Raw genomic sequence first — 20,400 nt, 5'->3', positions numbered from 1 at the left:
TGTAGCGAGGCCGACTCATTTCGGCAAGGTATCGACCCGATCCCGAAAGGACACGACGTGATTACGACAGATGTTGGCAAGGCTGTGAAAGCAGGCCGACATGTTAGCTTTTGCTCACTTATGGAGGGTCATTCGACCCGGTCGATCCCCGTGGTGGCGAGCAATGACGAAAACGGCCGCCGACCGCGAGAAGCGGTCGACGGCCGAAGCGTCGTGCGGTGCGGTCCCTAGCGGCCGGGGGCAGGCGCGGTTGAACCGCGTACCACCAACTCGGGCTCGAACAGCAACTCGTCGTGCAGCACGCCGGCACCTTCGATCTGGGTGACCAGCAGGTCCACGGCAGCCTGCCCCATCGTCTCGATCGGCTGCCGCACCGTCGTCAACGGCGGGTCGGTGCACGTCATGAACGCGGAGTCGTCGAAGCCCACCACCGACACATCGGCCGGCACCGAGCGACCCAGCCGCCGGGCCGCACGGATCGTGCCCAACGCCAGTACGTCGCTGGCGCAGATGATGCCGGTCACCCCACGCTCGACCAACTTGGTCGCGGCGACCCGAGCCCCCTCCATGGAGAAGCTGGAGCGTTCGACGCGCTCAGCCTCGTCGTCGCCCCAACCCGCCGCCTGGACCATCGCGTTCAGCTTGCGCCGCGACGGCACATGCCCCTCCGGGCCGAGCACCATGCCGATCCGTTCGTGCCCGAGCGAGCGCAGGTGCCCGTACGCCTGCTCCACCGCCACCGCGTCGTCCGTGGAGACCCGGGGGAAGCCCAACTCGTCCACGCCCGCGTTGACCAGCACCACCGGAAGACCCCGGTCGGTCAGCCGACGGTAGTGGTCGTGCCGGGCGTCGGCGAGCGCGTACGAGCCACCAGCGAAGATCACCCCGGAGACCTGGTGGTCGAGGAGCATCTCCACGTAGTCCATCTCGGACACACCGCCGATGGTCCGGGCGCAGAGGGCCGGGGTGTAGCCACGCTGGGCAAGGGTCCCGGTGACCACCTCGGCCAACGCCGGGAAGATCGGGTTCTGCAACTCGGGCAGCACCAGCCCGACGAGCCGGGCGCGTTCGCCGCGCAGTTTCGTCGGCCGCTCGTAACCGAGCACGTCCAGCGCGGTCAGCACGGCAGTCCGGGTCGTCTCGGAGACACCGTCGCGGCCGTTGAGCACCCGGCTGACGGTGGCCTCGCTGACGCCCGCCTTCTTGGCAACTTCAGTCAACCGCTTGGTCACGGTCGCAATCGTACGTCACCGCTATGAAAGAAATGAACAGCGAACTGCGCAGCGTTTGCCATCTCGCTGTCGCGTTCTGGCCGGCGCCTCCGTCAGGACAGGTCGCGCAGCGCCGACTCGATGGCTCGGTGGAAGGTCGGGTACGCGTAGATCATGTGGCGGAGCTGGCTCAGCGGCACCGCCGCGTGCACCGCCACCACCAGCGCCGAGAGCACCTCGCCACCGGACGGGCCGACCGAGGTCGCGCCGATCAGCACGCCCTGGTCGGCGTCCGCCACGAGCTTGATGAAACCGTCGTCGCCGACCTGGTGGATCCAGCCCCGGGTCGAGCTGCTGAGTTTGGTGAAACCGACCTGCACGTTGATGCCACGCTCGCGGGCCTGCCGCTCGGTGAGCCCGACCGCGCCGATCTCGGGATCGGTGAAGGTCACCCGGGGCAACGCGCGGTAGTCGGCTCGCGGGACGGTGCCGGCCGACCCGCTCGACCCGCTGGCGGCCAGCGAGCTGGACGCGCCCATCGCGCCGCCGACCACGCTGGAGGTCCCGCTGGCGTCCGCCCCCGCCTCGGCCTGTCGGGCGCGGGCCAGCACGTCGGCGATCACGATTCCCGCCTGGTACATGGCGATGTGGGTGAAGGCGCCCTCGCCGGTCAGGTCGCCGACCGCCCAGACCTGGTCGGTGACGTGCAACCGGTCGTCGACCGGCAGGTAGCGCTGGTTGGCGTCCACGCCGATCGTGTCCAACCCCAACTCTTCCAGGTGTGCCTTGCGCCCGGTCACCACGAGCAGCCGGTCACCGGTGAACTCCACCCCGCCGCCGCCGTGCAGGGTGAACCGGGCCCCGTCGTGCTCGACCCGCTCGGCGCGTACCCCGGTGTGGATCTCCACGCCGTCGGCGCGCAGCGCCGCAGCGGCGACGTCGGACGCCTCCGGCTCCTCGACGGCCAGCACCCGGTCGAACGCCTCCACCACGGTGACCCGCACTCCGAAGCGGGCGAAGACCTGGGCAAGCTCCAGGCCGATCGCGCCGCCGCCGAGCACCAGCAGCGACTCCGGCAGTTGCTCGACCTCGATCGCCTGGTGGTTGGTCCAGTACGGCGTGTCGGCCAGACCGTCGATCGGTGGCACCGACGGACGGCTGCCGGTGCCCAGCACGACCCCGTGCCGAGCCTGGAACACCTGGTCACCGGCCCGGACCCGGCCCGGGCCGTCGAACCGGCCACTACCGCGGACGAGCCGGCCGCCCTTGCTGGTGAACCGCTCCGCCGCGACCGTGTCGTCCCAGGTGTCGGTGGCCTCCTCGCGGATCCGCTTCGCCACCGGCGCCCAGTCCGGCTGCACCTGCGCCGTCCCGGCCAGCCCATCGACCCGGCGGGCCTCGGCGAGCGCGTTGCCGGCCCTGATCATCATCTTGCTCGGGATACAGCCCCAGTACGGGCACTCCCCACCGACCAGATCCCGTTCGATGCCGACGACGCTCAGGCCAGCCTCGGCGAGCCGCTCGGCCACCTCCTCGCCGCCGACGCCGAGCCCCACCACGACCACGTCCACCAGCTCCAGCTCCGCCACCGACACAGCATCCCCCAGCGACAACACCGCAACCACCGGGGTCGGAGGAAAAGTCGGCACGCTCACCAGCCCCGGCCGCTTACCGTGGCGGGATGCATGCACGCTTCGCTCCGGTCCGGGACTGCTTCCACGACCTGTTCACGGCCGGTCGGGAGACCGGCGCCAGCCTGACCATCTGGTACGACGGGCAGCCGGTCGTCGAACTGGTCGACGGCTCCCGGACCGGTGCTGGGCACGACGGCGAGCCGTGGCGGCCGGACACGCTGGTGAACGTCTACTCGGCCGGCAAGCCGGTGGCCGCGCTCTGCCTGCTGATGCTCGTCGACCAGGGGAAGGTCGATCTCGACGTACCCGTCGCCCGGTACTGGCCGGAGTTCCGCACCCCCGCCACCGTGCGCCAGGTGTTGTCGCACACCGCCGGGTTGCCAGCCTTCCCGGTGTCCCGACCGGCCGCCGCGGTCGCCGACTGGGCGCTGCTCGCCGGCGACCTGGCCGCCGCCGACCCCGAGTGGCCGCCGGGATCGGTCGCCGCGGAGCACGCCTGGACGTACGGGCACCTGGTGGGCGAGGTGGTCCGCCGGGTCGACGGACGGTCGGTGGGCCGATTCCTCGCCGAGGAGATCGCCGGCCGGTGGCAGCTCGACCTCGGCTTCGGGCTGGCCGAGGCGGACCAGCGGCGCTGTGCGGACCTGCGCTACGGCGACCCGCAGTGGCCGAGTCGGAAGCTCGGCGAGCCGGGATCACTGCGAGCGCGAGCGATGGGCAACCCGGCCGGCGGGCTGGACGTCGCCGTGCTGAACAGCCCGCTCTGGCGGGGTGCCGAGATGCCCGCGGTCAACCTGCACGCCACCTCGGCCGGCCTGGCCCGGCTCTACGCCGGCCTGCTGGCCGGCGGCGTCCTGGACGGCGTTCGGCTGTTCAGCCCGGAGTTGGTGGCCGAGGCGACCCGGGTCCAGCACGACGGGCCGGACCTGGTGCTGGACCGCCCGGTCCAGTGGACGCTGGGTATGCAGCGGGAGCCGGACGGCAGTTGGGGCATGGGTGGCATCGGCGGCAGCAGCGCGTGGGCCGACCCCGAACGCGGCTACACCTTCGCGTACGCCACAGCCCACCTGGCCGAGCACGACCGGGTGGACGAGCTGGTCGAGGCGTTGCACTCGGTGCTCTGAGGGCGCACGTCTGCGCAGCGCTCTGAGGGCGCACGTCAGCGCAGCGCTCTGAGGGCGCACGTCAACGCAGCGCTCTGAGGGCGCACGTCAACGCAACCAGACCGGGTCGGTGCCGAGCACGGTTGGCCGACAGGCCGGCCACCTCCGGGTCGAGCACGTACAGCGGCACCACCCGGTCGAAGGCCGCACAGGTGGTGGCCAGCGCCGGGTGGTCGTGCACCCGCAGGTCGCGGGTGAGGAGCACGATCGCGGTGCGCGCGGTCACCGGGCCGCCGGGTGGATCGTCGGCCCGGGGAGAGTGACCGGCGTACCGGTCGAGGTGAGCAGAGCCCGTGCGGCCACCGTCATCCGTCGCCGCTGCGGCACCACGGCCCGCCGGACGAAGACGTCGTAGTTCTGTGCGGCCACCTCGTCGAGGATGCCTCCGTAGAGGGCGTACGCGGTGCGCATGCAGGCCTGCGAGGCCGGCGCCAGCATGGTGATGCCCGGTGCCGCGGCGGCGTAGTGCGCCTGAGCACGGGTCACCTCGTACTCGATCAGCTCGCGGATCCGGGACGTGCCGCGGCCCCGGGCGCGGGCCTCGGCCAGTTCGTCGCGGGTGACCCCGAACTTCGCCAGGTCCTCGTCCGGCAGGTAGGTGCGGCCCCGGTCGAGGTCCTCGGCGACATCCCGGATGAAGTTGGTGAGTTGGAAGGCGAAGCCGAGCTGCCGCGCCGGCTCCCGTGCCGCTGCCGGATCGGAGCTGCCCAGGATCGGCAGCATCATGGTGCCGATGACCGCCGCCGAGCCCTCCATGTAGTCGAGCAGGTGGTCGTAGGTCGGGTACGCGGTTACGGTCAGGTCCATCGCCATGCTCTTCAGAAACGACGCAAAATCGTCCCGGTCGAGATCGAAGACGGCGATCGTGTGCAGCACGGCCGGCAGCAACGGGTCGTCGACCGGCGCACCGTGCAGGCCGGCCATGAACTGGCCGGCCCAGTCGTCGAGGCGGGCGGCCCGCTCGGCCGACGGCAGGTCCTCGGTGCGGTCGACGATCTCGTCCGCGAACCGGGTGAACCCGTAGAGGGCGTGCACGTGCCGTCGTTTCCAAGCAGGGAGCAGTCGGGTGGCGAGATAGTAGGTGCGGCCGTGGCGTTTGTGCAGCTCGCGGCACCGGTCATAGGCAGCGGTGAGATCCGTTTCCACCGGCCCTCCTCATTTATCGACGCACCAATCGACGCAACTCGTAGCCTAGGGTACGCTCAGCCGCATGGCCAACGACGCAGTTGCGGGCAATGCGACTCGTGTGGCGGCGGCAGTGCCGGGCGACGGGGACGACCCGATCCGTGCCGTTCTGGCCGCGTACACCCAGGATCTGCTCACGGCGGTCCACGAGACCCTGACCACCTTCCTCACCGCCGAGGTCAACTCCCTCACCGAAGTCGACACATCGATGGGCGCCTTCGCCGCTGCCGCGCGAGAGGCCGTGCTGACCGGCGGCAAACGGATCCGATCCACGTTCGCCTACTGGGGTTGGCGCGGAGCGGTCGGCGGCGCCGAGCCACTGCCGCCCGTGCTGCCCGCGTTGGCCGCGCTGGAGCTGCTGCACACCTTCGCGCTGGTGCACGACGACGTGATGGACGCGTCCAAGACCCGCCGCGGCCGTCCCACCGCGCACATCGCGCTCGCGCAGCAGCACATCGCCGCAGGCCACCGGGGTGATCCTGAACGGTTCGGCGAGGCCGTCGCCGTGCTCATCGGCGACCTCTGCATGGTCTGGGCCGATCGGCTGCTGGCCCGCGCCACAGTGCCACCGGCCCGCCTGCTCGAAGTCCGCCGCTGCTACGACCAGATGCGGGTGGAGACGGTCGCCGGGCAATATCTCGACGTGCTCGGCGAGAACGACCCGGTGAGCTGGTCGGTCGACCGGGCACTGCGGGTCGCCCGCTACAAGACCGCCAGCTACACCGTCCAGCGACCGCTGCTCTTCGGCGCCTGCCTGGCCGGGGTGCCCGCCGACGATCCGCTGGCCTCCGCGTACACCCGCTACGGCCTGGCCGTCGGCGAAGCGTTCCAGCTCCGCGACGACCTGCTCGGTGTCTACGGCGATCCGGCCGCCACCGGCAAGCCGGCCGGTGACGACCTTCGCGCCGGCAAACCGACGACGTTGCTCATGCTGGCTCAGGAGCTGGCCACGCCGGCACAGTTCAGGGCGTTGGAGCGGGCCGCCGACGGACCCGTCGAACGGCTCGCCGAACTGGTCGCCGAGACCGGCGCGGTGACCCGGGTGGAGCGGATGATCGCCGAGCGGGTGAGCGAAGCGCTGGTCGCACTCGATGCCGCTCCCGTCGACCGGACCGCGCGGACCGCGCTGACCGGGCTGGCCACCGCCGTCACCAACCGGCGAGCCTGATGTTGGACTTCTTCCAGGAGGTGGTCACGTGCGGACGGTGACAGGACGGACGGACCGGGTGGTGGTCGTCGGGGCAGGGCTGGGCGGCCTCGCCTGCGCGCTGCACCTGGCGGGCAGCGGCCGACAGGTGACCGTGTTGGAGCGCGAGCCGGTGCCCGGTGGGCGAGCCGGCCGGCTCGCCGTGGACGGCTACGAATTCGACACCGGCCCGACCGTGCTCACCATGCCCGACCTGATCGCCGAGGCGCTCGGCGCGGTCGGTGAGGAGTTGCGCGACTGGCTCGACCTGACTCCGCTCGATCCTGCCTACCGGGCGTACTACCCGGACGGCTCGACCCTGGACGTGCTCACCGACCCCACCCGGATGGCGGCCGAGATCTCCCGGGTGTGCGGGCCACGCGAGGCCGACGGCTACCTGCGCTTCGTCGACTACGCGCGGGAGCTGTGGCGCCTGGAGCGGGCCGACTTCATCGAACGCAACCTGGACGCGCCGACCGACCTGATCACCGGAAACCTGCTCAAGCTGCTCAGCGGTGGGGCCTTCCGCCGCCTCCAAACGAAGATCAACCAATTCTTCCGGGACCCGCGTACCCAACGGATCTTCTCCTTCCAGGCGATGTACGCCGGCCTCGCACCGCACGACGCGCTCGCCATCTACGCGGTCATCGCGTACCTCGACTCGGTGGCCGGGGTCTACTTCCCGCGCGGCGGCATCCACGCGGTCTCGAAGGCGATGGCCGGCGCTGCCGAGAAGCACGGCGTGCAGATCCGGTACGACACGACGGTGACCCGGGTGGAGACGGCGAACGGCCGCGCCACCGGCGTGCTCACCGCCGATGGCGAACTGGTGCCGGCCGATGTGGTCGTGCTCAACCCCGACCTGCCGGTCGCCTACCGGGACCTGCTCCCGGCCGCTCGGCAGCGCCGGCTCACCTACTCCCCGTCCTGCGTCGTTCTGCACGTCGGCTCCCGACAGTCATATGCAAAGATCGCCCATCACAACATCCATTTCGGACGCGCGTGGAAGGGCACCTTCGATGAGGTCATCCGGCGAGGCGAACTGATGACCGACCCGTCCCTGCTGGTGACCAACCCGAGTCGGACCGACCCTTCGGTGGCCCCACCCGACCGGCACTCCTACTACGTGCTCGCCCCGGTGCCCAACCTGCGGCGGGCCCCGTTCGAGTGGCGGGGCGACCTGACCCAGCGCTACAGCGACCAGCTGATCGGCACCCTGGAGGAGCGCGGCTACGTCGGCTTCGGTGCCGGGGTCGAGGTGCTGCGGGCGATCACCCCGGCCGAGTGGGAGGAGCAGGGAATGGCCGCGGGCACCCCGTTCGCCGCCGCCCACACATTCTTCCAGACCGGCCCGTTCCGCCCCTCGAACCTGCACCGCGACCTGTCGAACGTGGTCTTCGTCGGCTCCGGAACCCAGCCCGGGGTCGGCGTACCGATGGTGCTCATCTCCGGCAAGCTCGCCGCCGGCCGGATCACCGGGGAAGGCCGATGAGCAGCCGCGAGGAGCATCTGGTCGAGCTGGTCGATGAGACCGGCAAGGCGCACGGCGAGATGACCGTCGCGGCCGCACACCAGCCCCCGGGGCAACTGCACCGGGCGTTCTCGGTGCTGCTGGTGGACCCGGACGGCCAGGTGCTGCTGCAGCGCAGGGCAGCCATCAAGACCCGGTTCCCGCTGCGCTGGGCCAACTCCTGCTGCGGCCACCCCCGGCCGGGCGAGTCCCTCGCCGAGGCGGCCAACCGGCGGCTGCGCGAGGAGTTGGGCACCGGCCCGGTCGAGCTGACCGAGGTCGGCGTCTACGTCTACTACGCCGAGGATCCGGCGACCGGTCGGGTCGAATTCGAGTACGACCACGTGCTGCGGGGCGACTTCCTGCCCGCGGCCCCGCTACTGCCGAGTCCGGACGAGGTGGCCGAGTTGCGTTGGGCCGACCCTGCCGCACTGGAGGCCGATCTGGACCTCGACCCCCGGTCGTACGCGCCCTGGCTGGGCGGGGTGGTGAACCGGCTGTTACACCCCTCGGGGGCCACACCGGGCGCCCCCGGCTCGGCCGTGACCCCGCCCGGATCGTCGGCGGATGACACGGCGGAGCGGTCGGGTGGTCGATGAGGCGCTGAGCGCGGGCGCGGTCGCACGCAGGCTGGGGGTCGCGGTGACGACCCTGCGCACCTGGCACCAGCGCTACGGGCTCGGGCCCAGCGAACACATCCCCGGTCACCACCGTCGATACACGCCCAACGATTTGGCCCGTCTCGAGATCATGCGACGGCTCACCGCAGAGGGGGTGAGCCCCGCGGAGGCGGCCCGCTGGGCCCGTCAGGCACCGGATCCGACGCCCACCGGCGCTGTCGCCCCCAGCCGGATCCACCGACCAGGTCGGGACGGCGGCGGAACCATCCCGGTGGGCCGCGCCGGCCCGGCCGCCCGCGGGTTGGCCCGGGCCGCCATGCGGCTGGACGCGGCAGCCATCAGCGAGACGATCGCGCACGCCCTAGCTGCTGACGGCGTCGTCGCCACCTGGGAGGGACTGCTGCGCCCGGTGCTCGCCGGCATCGGCGACCGCCACGCCGCCACTTCCGGCCTGATCGAGGTGGAACATCTGGTGTCCCGCTGCGTCTCGGAGGCTCTCGCGACCGCCAGTCGGGCCAAGGTTCCCACCGGGCCGGCGCGGATCCTGCTCTCCTGCGCCGACGAGGAGCAGCACACACTGCCGCTGGAGGCGTTGGCCGCCGCTCTCGCGGAGGCCGGGGTCAGCTACCGGTCGCTCGGCGCCCGGGTGCCGGTGGCCGCCCTTCTCGAGGCGGTCAACCGGACCGGACCGGCCGCCGTGGTGCTCTGGTCGCACACCCGGGCCACCGCCGAGCCGGCTCAGCTCAGCGCCCTGCTCGCGGCTCCCCGCCGCCCGCTGTTGGTGCTCGCCGCCGGCCCTGGCTGGCGAGCCGACACGCTCCCCGCGGGGGTGGTGCGGCCAGTCGACCTGGCCGAGGCGGTCTCGCTCGCGGTCGCGGTCCGTGACTCGCTGGACCAGTCGATGCGTGACTGATCGCACTGTCGCCCGGCAACGGTGTGAACTACCGTCTGGTGATCCGCGTACCCCGACCCCCGGGAGCGAGCAGATGCAAGCCCGCGCCGTCCTGGCGTCCGTCCTCGCCATGGCGCTGGTCTTGTCCGGCTGTGCCCAACCGGAGCGAACCATTGCACCCGCCGGCGCACCGCAGCCGGTGCAATCGACCACGCCCACCCCGTCGCCGCACCCCACCCTCACCAAGCCGCCCAAGCCTCCGCTGCGACCGCTGCCGGCCAAGCTCCCAACCGGCCTGCGGCGCAACACCGGCGTACGCCCAGTGGTCCTGACCTTCGACGACGGGCCCAGCCCAGCCTGGACACCCAAGGTGCTCGACCAACTGCGGGCCGCCAAGGTGACCGCCACCTTCTGTGTTGTCGGTCGCGAGGTGCAGCGCCACCCGGAGCTGGTCCGCCGGATCGTCCGCGAGGGCCACCAGCTCTGCAATCACAGTTGGCGACACGACCTCGACCTGGCTCGGCGACCTGTCGCGGAGATCAGGGCCGACCTGGTCCGCACCAACAAGGCCATCCAGGCGGCGGTGCCCGGCGCGAAGGTGTCCTTCTACCGGCAGCCGGGAGGACGGTGGACGTCGGAGGTGCTGGGGGTGGCGAAGGATCTCGGCATGCGCCCCCTGCACTGGTCGGTCGACCCGCAGGACTGGGACAAGCCGACCGCGGCCACGATCGGCAAGCGAGTCCACACCGCCGCCCGTCCCGGTGCCATCGTGCTGCTGCATGACGGGGGCGGTAATCGGGCTGCGACGCTCGCCGCCTGCCCCCACCTGATCGCCGACCTGAAGCAGCGCTTCGGAATCACCCGACTCAGCTAGACCGGCCCTGACCTGCGGTTATGCCCCGACCAAAGCCCTTGGCGATACCGATTTTGTCGACCGACCGGGCATCACGTATGCTTTCCAAGCCTCCGGCGGGGCCGGATGGGAGCAAGTCCGCTTGAAGTTGCAATGTGCAATGATGGCGGGGCCGCCCTCATCGTCTAGCGGCCCAGGACGCCGCCCTTTCAAGGCGGTAGCACGGGTTCGAATCCCGTTGGGGGCACGACCGACGCAAGTCGGAGCAACACCGGCGTAAGCCGGAGCACGACCGGCGCAAGTCGGAGCAACACAAGCTAGGTCCTGTGGAGCAGTTGGAGTGCTCGCCGCCCTGTCAAGGCGGAGGTCGCGGGTTCAAGTCCCGTCAGGACCGCAGCGCTGACGCCGCGCCTCGCGCGGCGTTCTGCGTATCGGAGCAGGTCACCCTGCCGCCGGTTCGTCCGGTTGCCGGGTAGCATGAGCCGAGCGATACGGCCAGGTAGCTCAGTTGGTACGAGCGTCCGACTGAAAATCGGAAGGTCGGCGGTTCGACCCCGCCCCTGGCCACATAGCCTTTCGCCGGGCTACAGAGGTCCCCACCAGCGGAAACGCAGGTGGGGATCTTGCTGTTTCGGGCGGTGCGCCGATAGTCCTGATCGACCACTCCGGGTCGCTTGGGTCAATCGTCCGCAGCTCCCGTTGCGGACACGGACCGGCGAGATCCACTCGACTTCCGGGATGTGGCGGCATCACATCGCCCCTGATACCGCAATGTCGCCGAAACTGAGTCGATCATGTGGCGGCGGCGCCTGCGCGTCTCCCGCACTGCGGCCTACGCCGGACCCGGCTGTGCGGGCTACGCCAGACCTGGCGGTGCCGGCGACGCCGGAACCGGCTGTGCGGGGTTCATTGGTCGCGGCGCCCCTGCTGGCGGTGCTGCGCCATGCCTTCCTGGATCGCCTCCCAGACGCTGCGCCCCGCCTGCCGCAGCGTCTCCCCCGCCTGCTCGGCGAGGTGAGCCGCACTCTGCGCCGCAGCGTGCGCCCCGCCCGGCAGACCGCCGCCGCCGTCACCATTTCCGGACGGGCCCGGACCGGGGGCGGGAGACTGATCGGGCCGGTTGCGGGGTTGTCCGGTCGGTGGCCCCGTCCAGGATTGATCCACACCATGTTGCCGATGTTGCGGCATCCAGGCTGATGGATGCCGCAACATCGGCACTGCCGTGTCGGTCACGAGCCTGCGTCAGCGCAGACTGGCGAAGAACTCGCGGATGTCGGCGACCAGGACGTCGGTGGCCTGGTGGGCGGCGTAGTGACCGCCGACGTCGCCGCGGCCCTCGACGTCCGTCCCGTAGGCCGTCCACCGGACGATGTTCGCGTGGTCCCGGTCGGCGAAGCGGCGGATGGACTGGAAGTCGCCGGGGAACATGGCCAGCGCGGTCGGCGCGGTGGTCGGCGCCGTCGGTGACTCGGCGTGCGCGTCCTCCCAGTAGAGCCGGATCGCAGAGGCGGCCGTCCCGGTGAACCAGTAGAGCGCCACGTTGGCCAGGATGAAGTCGGTGTCCAGGCTCTCGTCGAAGAGTTGGGCGTTCCAGGCGAGCAGCCCGACCGGGGAGTCGGCCAGCGCGAACGCCAGGGTCTGCGGCTGCTGGCTGTGCACCTGGTTGAAGGAGAACTTGTTCTCGTAGAACCACTGCAGGTGCTTGAGCGCCGCCTGATCCGCCTCGGACAGGTCGGCGAACTCGGCCGGGTCACCCGAGGGGAACGAGAAGAGCTGGGTGACGTGTACGCCGAGCACGTGCTCCGGATCGACCCGGCCCAACTCGGGCGCGATCATCGAGCCGGCGTCGTTGCCGATCGCGCCGTAGCTGTCGTACCCCAGTCGGTTCATCAGTTCGGCCCAGGCGCGGGCCGTGCGGTGCCGGTTCCAGCCGGCGCTGCGCGTCGGGCCGGAAAACCCGAACCCGGGCAGCGACGGGATGACCACGTGGAACGCCGGCGCGTTGGGGTCGGTCGGCTCCGTGAGCGGGGCGATCACGTCCAGGTATTCCAGGACCGAGCCGGGCCAACCGTGGGTGAGCACCAGCGGGGTGGCATCCGGCCGGGACGACCGGACGTGCAGGAAGTGGATCTGCTCGCCGTCGATCTCGGTGACGAACTGCGGATGGGCGTTCAACTGGGCCTCGACGGCCCGCCAGTCGAACCCGTCGCGCCACCGGTCGACGAGGGCGCGCACCCGGTCGGTGCTCATCCCGTAGGTGTCGCCGGTGCCGGGCAGCTCGGCGGGCCAGCTCGTGCGGCCCAGTCGGGCGGCGAGGTCGTCGAGGGCGATCTGCGGGATCTCGACGCGGAACGGGCGGATCGCGGTGCCGGTCATCTCGAACTCCTTCGGAACGGAATGTTTCGTTCTGCAATCACAGTAGCAGACCGGAACGATCCGTTCCACTGTTAGTCTGAGGTCATGTCAACGACTCCCGGCAAGCCGATGGCCGGCCGCCGCGCCCAGGCCGCCCGCAACGACGAGGTCATCCTCGAAGCCGCCCGCGCGGTCTTCCTCGACGATCCGAAGGCGCCGATCGCGGCCGTCGCCGAACGTGCGGGCGTCGGCATCAGCGCGCTCTACCGGCGGTACGCGGGCAAGGAGGACCTGCTGCGCCAGCTCTGCCACGACGGGCTGCGTCGGTACATCGCCGAGGCCGAGTCGGCCCTGGCCGAGCCGGACGACTGGGCCGCGTTCACCGGATTCCTGGCCGGGGTGGTCGACGCCGACGTGCACTCGCTCACCGTCCACCTGGCCGGCACCTTCACGCCGACCGAGGAGATGGGCCGGGACGCGATGCGCGCCAACGAGCTGGCGACCGCACTGTTCGACCGGGCCCGGACCAGCGGGCGGCTGCGCCCCGACGCGGTCGTCCAGGATCTGGGGCTGCTGCTGGAGGCGTGCGCCGCGGTGCGCGTACCCGATTCGAAGCGGACCGGGAAGTTGCGCCGCCGGCAGCTCGCGATGCTGCTGGCGGGCCTGTCGACGGTGCCGGGCGCGGACCCGCTGCCCGGACCGCCGCCAGCGGCCGGGGAGTTCGACTGGCGGTGGCGGCCCCGAGGGTGATGGGTGTCACGCGCTAAGGTTGAGCGGAATACGCTCAACTCTGGTTGTGTCCAACCCAATGGACAACGCCGATCCGGGGGAGCCCATGAACACCGAAAGACTCACCACCAAGAGCCGCGAAACCATCACGGGCGCTGTCGCGCTGGCCAACCAGCGTGGTCACGCAACCGTGGAGCCGTGGCACCTGATGCTGTCCCTCCTGGACACCGATGGCTCGACCGCCACCGGTCTGCTGCGCGCCGTCGGGGCGGACCCCGCCGAGCTGCGCCGGGCCGCCGAGCGCGCGGTCGACGCCCTGCCGGCCGCCCGCGGTTCGAGCATCGCCGAGCCGACGTTGGCCCGGGAGTTCGTCAACGCCATCGGAGCCGCCGAGCAGATCGCCCGGCCGTTGGGCGACGAGTACACCTCCACCGAGCACCTGCTCGCCGGCCTCGCCCGGGTGGGCGGCGCGGTGTCCGGGGCGCTGAAGACCGCAGGTGCCACCGAGGAGGCACTGGTCGCCGCCTTCCCGACCGTCCGCGGTGGGGACCGTCGGGTCACCACCGCCGACCCGGAGCAGACCTATCAGGCCCTGACCAAGTACGGCGTCGACCTCACCACCAGCGCCCGGGACGGCAAGATCGACCCGGTCATCGGCCGCGACTCGGAGATCCGCCGCGTCATCCAGGTGCTCTCCCGGCGTACCAAGAACAACCCGGTGCTGATCGGCGAACCCGGCGTCGGAAAGACCGCGATCGTCGAGGGTCTGGCCCAGCGGATCGTCACCGGTGATGTGCCCGAGTCGCTGCGCGACAAGAAGTTGATCTCGCTGGATCTCGGCGCGATGGTCGCCGGTGCGCAGTACCGCGGCCAGTTCGAGGAGCGGCTGAAGTCCGTACTGGAGGAGATCAAGAACTCCAACGGGCAGGTCATCACGTTCCTCGACGAGTTGCACACCGTCGTCGGCGCCGGCAAGGGCGAGGGCTCGATGGACGCCGGCAACATGCTCAAGCCGATGCTGGCCCGTGGTGAGCTGCGGATGGTGGGCGCCACCACGCTTGACGAGTACCGCGAGCACATCGAGAAGGACCCGGCGCTGGAGCGTCGGTTCCAGCCGGTGCTGGTCGGCGAGCCGACGATCGAGGACACCATCGGCATCCTGCGCGGGCTCAAGGAGCGCTACGAGGTGCACCACGGCGTACGGATCACCGACGCCGCGCTGGTCGCCGCCGCGACACTGTCGGACCGCTACATCACCGACCGGTTCCTGCCGGACAAGGCGATCGACCTGGTCGACGAGTCCGCGTCCCGACTCCGGATGGAGATCGACTCCCGGCCGGTCGAGGTGGACGAGATCGAGCGGGCGGTTCGCCGGCTGGAGATCGAGGAGATGGCGCTGGCCAAGGAGCCGGACGCCGCCTCCGCCGAGCGGTTGGAGCGGCTTCGTAAGGAGTTGGCCGACAAGCACGAGCAGCTCACCGTCCTCTCCGAGCGCTGGCAGACCGAGAAGAGCCACATCACCAAGCTCTCCACCGCGAAGGAGGAGCTGGAGCGCCTCGGCGGCGAGGCCGAACGGGCCGAGCGCGACGGGGAGTTGGAGCGCGCCGCCGAGCTGCGGTACGGCCGCATTCCCGCCCTGAGGGTCGAGCTGAAGCAGGCCGAGGAGGAACTGGCCCAGCTCCAGGCCGACGGCGCGATGCTCAAGGAGGAGGTCGGCGCCGACGACATCGCCGCGGTGGTCGCCTCCTGGACCGGCATCCCCGCCGGCCGCCTCCTCGAGGGCGAGACGGCCAAGCTGCTGCGAATGGAGGAGTCGCTGGGTGGTCGGGTGGTCGGCCAGACCGAGGCGGTCGGCGCGGTCTCCGACGCGGTACGCCGTGCCCGGGCCGGTATCGCCGACCCGGATCGCCCGACGGGCAGCTTCCTCTTCCTCGGCCCCACCGGTGTCGGCAAGACGGAGCTGGCCAAGGCCCTCGCCGAGTTCCTCTTCGACGACGAGCGGGCGATGGTCCGCATCGACATGAGCGAGTACGGCGAGAAGCACTCGGTCGCTCGCCTGGTGGGTGCCCCGCCCGGCTACGTCGGCTACAACGAGGGTGGCCAGCTCACCGAGGCGGTGCGCCGCCGGCCGTACTCGGTGATCCTGTTGGACGAGGTCGAGAAGGCGCACCCGGACGTCTTCGACGTGCTGCTCCAGGTGCTCGACGACGGTCGGCTCACCGACGGTCAGGGCCGCACGGTGGATTTCCGCAACGCGATCCTGGTCCTCACGTCCAACCTCGGGTCGTCGGTGATCGGTGACCTGACGCTGGCCGACGAGCAGCGCCGGGAGGGTGTGCTGGCCGTGGTCCGGTCACACTTCAAGCCGGAGTTCCTCAACCGGCTGGACGACATCGTGGTCTTCGCCTCGCTGCGGGGCGACGACCTGCGCTCCATCGTCGACATTCAGCTGGACCGGATGCGGCGGCGGTTGACCGACCGCAGACTGGGCATGGAGATCACCGATGCCGCCCGGGGCTGGCTGGCCGAGCACGGTTACGACCCGATCTACGGTGCGCGACCGCTCCGTCGCCTGGTCCAGACCGCAATCGGAGACCAACTGGCCAGGGCACTGCTCTCCGGGACGATCCGAGACGGTGACACCGTCAAGGTCGACCTGGCCGACGCGAAGGAAGGGTTGGCCGTCACCGCCGCCTGATCCGTCGCACCCGGGCCGACCCCGCCTTTCCGGTGGGGTCGGCCCGACCCGTTCTCCGCCCCCAATGCCACCCCGTCAGCACGCTCCGTAGCTGCCGTATCACCAGTCAATGATGAGTTTCTCCAGGTGCGCGGGGTTGTTACCGTTCCCGCCGACGCACTTGGGGAGGTGGTCGGCATGAACGGTCCGGTGGCGTACCTGGTGACGGCGCTGGGGTGTCTGATCGGAGTCGCCGGGGTCGTGGTGGCGGTGGTGGCGGTGCGCAAGGGCCGTAAGGCCGCCCGGCCGGCGGCACCCGCAGACCCGTTCCGGGACACCGACAGCGACGCGCTCCACGGCGACCCGCGCAGGCTCAAGCCCGGCGACATCGTCGAGATCCGCCGGGTGTCGTACGCGGTGCGGGGCTCGGTGCATCTGAATGAGGGCGGCTGGAGCTGGGCCGAGCACCTGCTGGACACCGTCGAGGGCGACAAGCGCTGGCTCTCCGTGGAGGAGGACCCGGACCTGGAGTTGGTGCTCTGGACCGCCGAGCCGGCCGCCACGATCACCCCCGGTGCGTCCACCCTCGACTTTGCCGGCCGCCACTACGCCGCAGAGGAGTCCGGTCAGGCCCGCTTCACGGCCACCGGCAGCACCGGCCTCGACCCCAGTGGCACCCTTCGATACCACGACTACCGGGCCCAGGGCGGCGAACGGCTTTCCTTCGAGGCGTACGGCCAGGCCGGCTGGGAGGTCGCCCGGGGCGAGCAGTTGCACCGCGCCGACGTGATGGTGTACCCGCAGGCCGGGCCGGAGGCCAGCTGACGTGTTGGTGAGCCTTCACACCCCATACGTCGACACCTGCGCCGCGGACCTGAGCCTGGCACTCGGCGGCCCGGAGCGGCCCGCGCTGCACGTCCTGGACCTCACGCTGCCCGGGGACGTCCGGCTACGGCTGCGCCTGCTCGGCGCGTCCCACCAGGTCGTGCTGGCCGAACCGGGCGGTGCGGCCGGAGTCACCGAGACGGTTGCCTGCCTGCCTGGTCGGCCGCCGCACCTGCCCGGCGCCCTGCACGACGAGGCAGGCGGTTACCGCTTCACCGCCAGCGTGCTGCGCCCCGCCGACGGTGAGTTGCACACCCGGATCGCCGGGCTCCGCGCCGACCTGGCCGACGACCCGTACGCCCTGGTCGGAGTCTTCCCCGGTGACCCGGACGCGGTCACCGCGCTGGCCGTGCGCACCGACCTACCGCACGGGTCGGTCGGCTGGCGTACCTGGCACGCGTACCCCCAGACCAATGAGCTGGTCCTGACCGAGACGGTGGTGGCACTGCGATGACATACCGACGCTGGTTCGTGGTGGGCGCGGCGGCGGCCGTGGTCGGCGTGCTGGTCGCGGCCTTCGCGCTCACCAACGGCACCTTCTCCCCGCGCGCCTATGTGCAGGACAAGTACTCGCGAGCGGCCAGCCGGGACATCGGCCGGGAAGCGACCGCGTACACCTCGTCCAAGTCACCGACCAGGGTCGCCAAGGAACTCACCGACGCGTGGAAGCCGTCCGACCGGTACGCCGACGGCAGCGGCGTCTACCTGCGTTACGACGACGACTCCGTGGTGATCCTGCCGATCGCCGCTGGCTCGGTGATCCTGCTCGAAAACATGAATACCGCTCACCCCCGCTACCACTCGACCGTCGGGTCGTACTGGGGCTGGGGTCGCGGCAGCAGCGTTCGGGGCGGCGGCCCCGGCACCGGCAAGTAGTCCGACGCCCGACCCCTTCACCTGGAGCCCCCCGTGCAGAACCTCGTCACCGATCTGCTGGCCACCCTCGCCTTCGGCGCGGTCGGCGTCGTCCTCATGGGCGTCGGCTACGGGCTGGTCGACCTGACCACTCCTGGCAAACTCCACGAACTGATCTGGACCGAGCGCAACCGCAACGCGGCGCTGCTGCTCGCGTCCAACCTGCTCGGCGTCGGCACCATCGTGGTCGCGGCGATCGTCGCCAGCGACGACGACCTCGCCCTGGGGCTGGTAGGCGCGGCGGCGTACGGGATCGTTGGCCTGGTCATCATGGCCGCCGCGTTCCTGCTGCTCGACGCGGTGACCCCGGGCCGGCTCGGCGAACTGCTGGTCGACCCGGAGCCGCACCCCGCCGTATGGGTGTCGGCCGTGGTGCACCTGGCCACCGGCGCGATCATCGCCGCCGCGATCCTCTGATGACCGGGGGACCGCGACCGGGTGTTGCTGGCCTGCCGTACCCGGGGCAGTCATGAGCACCGGGGCGCTGCCGGTGGTCGACGGCGGCACCGAGGCCCGGCCGCACTGGCGGCTGGCCCGCGCGGCGGTGCTGGTCGCGGTCTTCGTCTGCGCCGCCTGCGGGCTGGTCTACGAGCTGGCCCTGGTCGCGCTTGGCAGCTACCTGATCGGCGACACCGTCGGGCAGGCGTCGATCGTGCTCGGCGTGATGGTCTTCGCGATGGGGGTCGGCGCGCTGGTCGCGAAGCCGTTGCAGCCCCGGGCCGCGGCTGCGTTCGCGGTGATCGAACTGACCCTGGCCCTGCTCGGTGGTCTGTCGGTACTCGGCCTCTACGCCGCCTTCGCCTGGCTCGACCTGTACGGCCCGGCGCTGGTCGGCACCGCCTTCGTGCTGGGGCTGCTGATCGGTGCGGAGATTCCGCTGCTGATGGTGATGCTGCAGCGCATCCGCGAGCAGGCCGCCGGCAGTGCGGTGGCGGACCTGTTCGCCGCCGACTACGTCGGCGCGCTGCTCGGCGGGCTCGCCTTTCCGTTCCTGTTGATCCCCGTTTTCGGCCAGCTCAAGGGTGCCCTGGTGGTCGGCGCGGTGAACGCGGTGGCCGGTCTCGCCCTGGTCTGCACGGTGTTCCGGAGGGAGCTGAGCCGCCGGGCCCGGCTCGTCCTCGGCGTCGGCGCTGTCGTGGTCGCGCTCTGCCTGGGGTACGCCTGGGTGACCGCCGCCGACTTCGAGGTGACCGCCCGGCAGCAGCTCTACCGGGACCCCGTGGTGTACGCCGAACGCTCCCGTTACCAGGAGATCGTGCTGACCCGGTCGGTGCGGGAGGTCGGCCACTCCGACACCGACCTGCGGTTGTTCCTCAACGGTGATCTCCAGTTCAGCTCGGTCGACGAGTACCGCTACCACGAGGCGCTGGTGCATCCGGCGATGCGCGGCCCGCGTGGCGACGTACTGGTTCTCGGTGCCGGCGACGGCCTCGCCGTCCGGGAGATCCTGCGGTACCCGGACGTTCGCCGGGTGACCGTGGTCGACCTCGACCCGGCGGTGGTGGCGCTGGCCAGGCACGTGCCGCAACTGCGGGCGCTCAACGGTGGATCGCTCGACGACCCCCGCGTACGGATGCTGAACACTGACGCGTTCGGCTGGCTGCGTACCGCCGCCGAGCGCTTCGACGTGGTGGTCGCCGACCTGCCCGACCCGGACGAGACGGCCACCGCCAAGCTCTACACCGTCGAGTTCTACGCGCTGATCAGGTCGGTGCTCGCCGAGCAGGGACGGCTGGTGGTGCAGTCCGGCTCGCCGTACTTCGCGCCCCGCTCATATTGGTCGATCGATGCGTCGGTGCGGGAAGCCGGCTTCGCCACCGTGCCGTACCACGTCGACGTGCCGTCCTTCGGCGACTGGGGTTTCCTGCTCGCCACGGCGGGAACCGTCCCGCCGGTGCTGGAACTTCCGGCCGACGCGCCCCGGCTGCGTTTCCTCGACCCGGGCGTGCTGCGGGCAGCAGCGGCCTTTCCCGCCGACCGCGCCCGCCTGAACATGCCCCCCAGCACCCTCCTCCAACCGAGGGTCCTCGACTACGCCCGCACAGAGTGGCGCGGCTACTGACCCCCACCACCTGGCGCCTGAACAAGGCGGCTGTGTCAGGAGAGTGTCCGCTCATGGCGCAAACCTCTTGATTAACAGGGTGGAGTGGGGGCGGACGGGGAAAGGGTGGAGACATGTTTGGCATGCGGAAGGCTTGGGAGCGCGAATTGGGCGCGGCCGTCGACGAGTTGGTGGCGGCGGACACGCTCGCCTTTGGTGGGGTGGGGATCGCGGGCACGCTGTTGCCGGTGACCGAGGCGTACGAGCGGGTCTCCGCCGCCCTCGACGACCACCCCGAGGAGACACGCCGCCAGCTCGACCGGGTGCTGGCCGACGGCACACCCGCCGGCCGGGCGTACGCGGCCACGCTGCTGGAGCGGGTCGACCCGGCGGCGGCCCGCGCGGCCTGGACGTCGCTGCGGGACGACCCGAGCGAGTTCACCACCTTCGTCGGCTGCGTGATGGACCGGGAAACCCTGGGCACGTACGCCAGTCGGCGGCTCGCCGCAGCATGATCCATTCGCCGGTCGGTGTTGCCCGATCG

Annotated in this window: 18 protein-coding genes, 3 tRNA genes and 1 pseudogene; 17 read left to right on the top strand and 5 right to left on the bottom strand. The window is 71.0% G+C overall.

The features are described 5' to 3' along the window. Window positions 1-227 precede the first annotated feature (227 nt). Together JOD64_RS15440 and JOD64_RS15435 are read right to left on the bottom strand one after the other, a co-directional pair. Window positions 228-1,232 carry a LacI family DNA-binding transcriptional regulator gene (locus JOD64_RS15440; protein WP_204942864.1) on the bottom strand — a complete coding sequence of 335 codons (1,005 nt, stop codon included), beginning with the start codon at window positions 1,230-1,232 and terminating at the stop codon, window positions 228-230. A 92-nt stretch (window positions 1,233-1,324) separates the two neighbouring features. Further along, entirely contained in the window at window positions 1,325-2,800 is a 1,476-nt protein-coding gene (locus JOD64_RS15435; protein WP_204942863.1) for a dihydrolipoyl dehydrogenase family protein, read from the bottom strand. Window positions 2,801-2,892: 92 nt separating this feature from the next. Here JOD64_RS15435 and JOD64_RS15430 point away from each other — a divergent pair, with 92 nt between their 5' ends. Then, entirely contained in the window at window positions 2,893-3,969 is a 1,077-nt protein-coding gene (locus tag JOD64_RS15430) for a serine hydrolase domain-containing protein (RefSeq protein WP_204942862.1), read from the top strand. A 112-nt stretch (window positions 3,970-4,081) separates the two neighbouring features. Here the strand turns inward: JOD64_RS15430 and JOD64_RS15425 are convergent. Next, a pseudogene (locus JOD64_RS15425) lies at window positions 4,082-4,234 on the bottom strand (deoxyribodipyrimidine photo-lyase); the annotation flags it as partial. Further along, window positions 4,231-5,154 carry a phytoene/squalene synthase family protein gene (locus JOD64_RS15420; protein WP_204942861.1) on the bottom strand — a complete coding sequence of 308 codons (924 nt, stop codon included), beginning with the start codon at window positions 5,152-5,154 and terminating at the stop codon, window positions 4,231-4,233. The gene JOD64_RS15420 and the pseudogene JOD64_RS15425, both read right to left, overlap by 4 nt. A 64-nt stretch (window positions 5,155-5,218) precedes the next feature. Between JOD64_RS15420 and JOD64_RS15415 the strand changes: the two genes are divergently transcribed. From JOD64_RS15415 to JOD64_RS15380, 8 genes are all read left to right on the top strand, one after another. Then, window positions 5,219-6,361 (top strand): polyprenyl synthetase family protein, encoded by a 1,143-nt coding sequence (locus JOD64_RS15415; protein ID WP_204942860.1) that lies wholly within the window; start codon window positions 5,219-5,221, stop codon window positions 6,359-6,361. 28 nt (window positions 6,362-6,389) lie between these two features. Beyond that, window positions 6,390-7,871 carry a phytoene desaturase family protein gene (crtI, locus tag JOD64_RS15410; protein ID WP_204942859.1) on the top strand — a complete coding sequence of 494 codons (1,482 nt, stop codon included), beginning with the start codon at window positions 6,390-6,392 and terminating at the stop codon, window positions 7,869-7,871. Further along, window positions 7,868-8,488, top strand: a complete 621-nt coding sequence (idi, locus tag JOD64_RS15405) for an isopentenyl-diphosphate Delta-isomerase (RefSeq protein WP_204942858.1) — start codon at window positions 7,868-7,870, stop codon at window positions 8,486-8,488. The genes crtI and idi overlap by 4 nt, the downstream gene beginning before the upstream one ends. Further along, complete coding sequence (locus JOD64_RS15400; protein WP_204946073.1) at window positions 8,478-9,422, top strand: MerR family transcriptional regulator; 945 nt, start codon at window positions 8,478-8,480, stop codon at window positions 9,420-9,422. Before idi ends, JOD64_RS15400 begins: the two co-directional genes overlap by 11 nt. A 73-nt stretch (window positions 9,423-9,495) precedes the next feature. Next, the gene (locus JOD64_RS15395) at window positions 9,496-10,275 is read left to right on the top strand and encodes a polysaccharide deacetylase family protein (RefSeq protein ID WP_204942857.1); all 780 of its coding nucleotides are present in this window, start codon (window positions 9,496-9,498) and stop codon (window positions 10,273-10,275) included. A gap of 153 nt (window positions 10,276-10,428) precedes the next feature. After that, window positions 10,429-10,501, top strand: a tRNA-Glu gene (locus JOD64_RS15390). Window positions 10,502-10,574: 73 nt separating this feature from the next. Further along, window positions 10,575-10,648 (top strand) — tRNA-Asp (locus JOD64_RS15385). Window positions 10,649-10,747: 99 nt separating this feature from the next. Next, a tRNA-Phe gene (locus JOD64_RS15380) sits at window positions 10,748-10,821 on the top strand. Between the two features lie 675 nt (window positions 10,822-11,496). On the opposite strand, the gene JOD64_RS15375 is transcribed toward JOD64_RS15380, so the two are convergent. Further along, window positions 11,497-12,630 (bottom strand): epoxide hydrolase family protein, encoded by a 1,134-nt coding sequence (locus JOD64_RS15375; protein WP_204942856.1) that lies wholly within the window; start codon window positions 12,628-12,630, stop codon window positions 11,497-11,499. 84 nt (window positions 12,631-12,714) lie between these two features. Here JOD64_RS15375 and JOD64_RS15370 point away from each other — a divergent pair, with 84 nt between their 5' ends. From JOD64_RS15370 to JOD64_RS15335, 8 genes are all read left to right on the top strand, one after another. Beyond that, window positions 12,715-13,359, top strand: a complete 645-nt coding sequence (locus JOD64_RS15370; RefSeq protein ID WP_204942855.1) for a TetR/AcrR family transcriptional regulator — start codon at window positions 12,715-12,717, stop codon at window positions 13,357-13,359. An 85-nt stretch (window positions 13,360-13,444) separates the two neighbouring features. Next, window positions 13,445-16,036, top strand: a complete 2,592-nt coding sequence (gene clpB, locus JOD64_RS15365) for an ATP-dependent chaperone ClpB (protein WP_204942854.1) — start codon at window positions 13,445-13,447, stop codon at window positions 16,034-16,036. Window positions 16,037-16,213: 177 nt separating this feature from the next. Continuing rightward, entirely contained in the window at window positions 16,214-16,840 is a 627-nt protein-coding gene (locus JOD64_RS15360; RefSeq protein ID WP_204942853.1) for a DUF4178 domain-containing protein, read from the top strand. Window position 16,841: 1 nt separating this feature from the next. After that, on the top strand, window positions 16,842-17,354 hold the full coding sequence (locus JOD64_RS15355) for a DUF2617 family protein (protein ID WP_204942852.1): 513 nt from the start codon (window positions 16,842-16,844) through the stop codon (window positions 17,352-17,354). Next, a complete protein-coding gene (locus JOD64_RS15350) occupies window positions 17,351-17,776 on the top strand; it encodes a DUF4247 domain-containing protein (RefSeq protein WP_204942851.1) in 426 nt (141 codons plus the stop codon). Before JOD64_RS15355 ends, JOD64_RS15350 begins: the two co-directional genes overlap by 4 nt. 33 nt (window positions 17,777-17,809) lie before the next feature. Beyond that, window positions 17,810-18,232: a DUF350 domain-containing protein gene (locus JOD64_RS15345; protein ID WP_124815985.1), complete on the top strand. Its 423-nt coding sequence runs from the start codon at window positions 17,810-17,812 to the stop codon at window positions 18,230-18,232. Between the two features lie 52 nt (window positions 18,233-18,284). After that, complete coding sequence (locus JOD64_RS15340; protein WP_204942850.1) at window positions 18,285-19,877, top strand: polyamine aminopropyltransferase; 1,593 nt, start codon at window positions 18,285-18,287, stop codon at window positions 19,875-19,877. A gap of 122 nt (window positions 19,878-19,999) precedes the next feature. Then, entirely contained in the window at window positions 20,000-20,371 is a 372-nt protein-coding gene (locus JOD64_RS15335; protein ID WP_239559527.1) for a hypothetical protein, read from the top strand. Window positions 20,372-20,400 lie beyond the last annotated feature (29 nt).

Origin of the sequence: Micromonospora luteifusca (assembly GCF_016907275.1) — a bacterium.
GTDB classification, from domain to species: Bacteria; Actinomycetota; Actinomycetes; order Mycobacteriales; family Micromonosporaceae; genus Micromonospora; species Micromonospora luteifusca.
This window is presented reverse-complemented; position numbering and strand designations above follow the sequence as displayed.

What these genes read in the sequence shown, in the direction of transcription:
- JOD64_RS15430 (WP_204942862.1), top strand. Translation starts at nt 2,893, where the DNA reads ATGCATGCACGCTTCGCTCCGGTCCGGGACTGCTTCCACGACCTGTTC.
- JOD64_RS15415 (WP_204942860.1), top strand. Translation starts at nt 5,219, where the DNA reads ATGGCCAACGACGCAGTTGCGGGCAATGCGACTCGTGTGGCGGCGGCA.
- idi (WP_204942858.1), top strand. Translation starts at nt 7,868, where the DNA reads ATGAGCAGCCGCGAGGAGCATCTGGTCGAGCTGGTCGATGAGACCGGC.
- JOD64_RS15395 (WP_204942857.1), top strand. Translation starts at nt 9,496, where the DNA reads ATGCAAGCCCGCGCCGTCCTGGCGTCCGTCCTCGCCATGGCGCTGGTC.
- JOD64_RS15375 (WP_204942856.1), bottom strand. Translation starts at nt 12,630, where the DNA reads ATGACCGGCACCGCGATCCGCCCGTTCCGCGTCGAGATCCCGCAGATC.
- JOD64_RS15370 (WP_204942855.1), top strand. Translation starts at nt 12,715, where the DNA reads ATGTCAACGACTCCCGGCAAGCCGATGGCCGGCCGCCGCGCCCAGGCC.
- clpB (WP_204942854.1), top strand. Translation starts at nt 13,445, where the DNA reads ATGAACACCGAAAGACTCACCACCAAGAGCCGCGAAACCATCACGGGC.
- JOD64_RS15360 (WP_204942853.1), top strand. Translation starts at nt 16,214, where the DNA reads ATGAACGGTCCGGTGGCGTACCTGGTGACGGCGCTGGGGTGTCTGATC.
- JOD64_RS15350 (WP_204942851.1), top strand. Translation starts at nt 17,351, where the DNA reads ATGACATACCGACGCTGGTTCGTGGTGGGCGCGGCGGCGGCCGTGGTC.
- JOD64_RS15340 (WP_204942850.1), top strand. Translation starts at nt 18,285, where the DNA reads ATGAGCACCGGGGCGCTGCCGGTGGTCGACGGCGGCACCGAGGCCCGG.
- JOD64_RS15335 (WP_239559527.1), top strand. Translation starts at nt 20,000, where the DNA reads ATGCGGAAGGCTTGGGAGCGCGAATTGGGCGCGGCCGTCGACGAGTTG.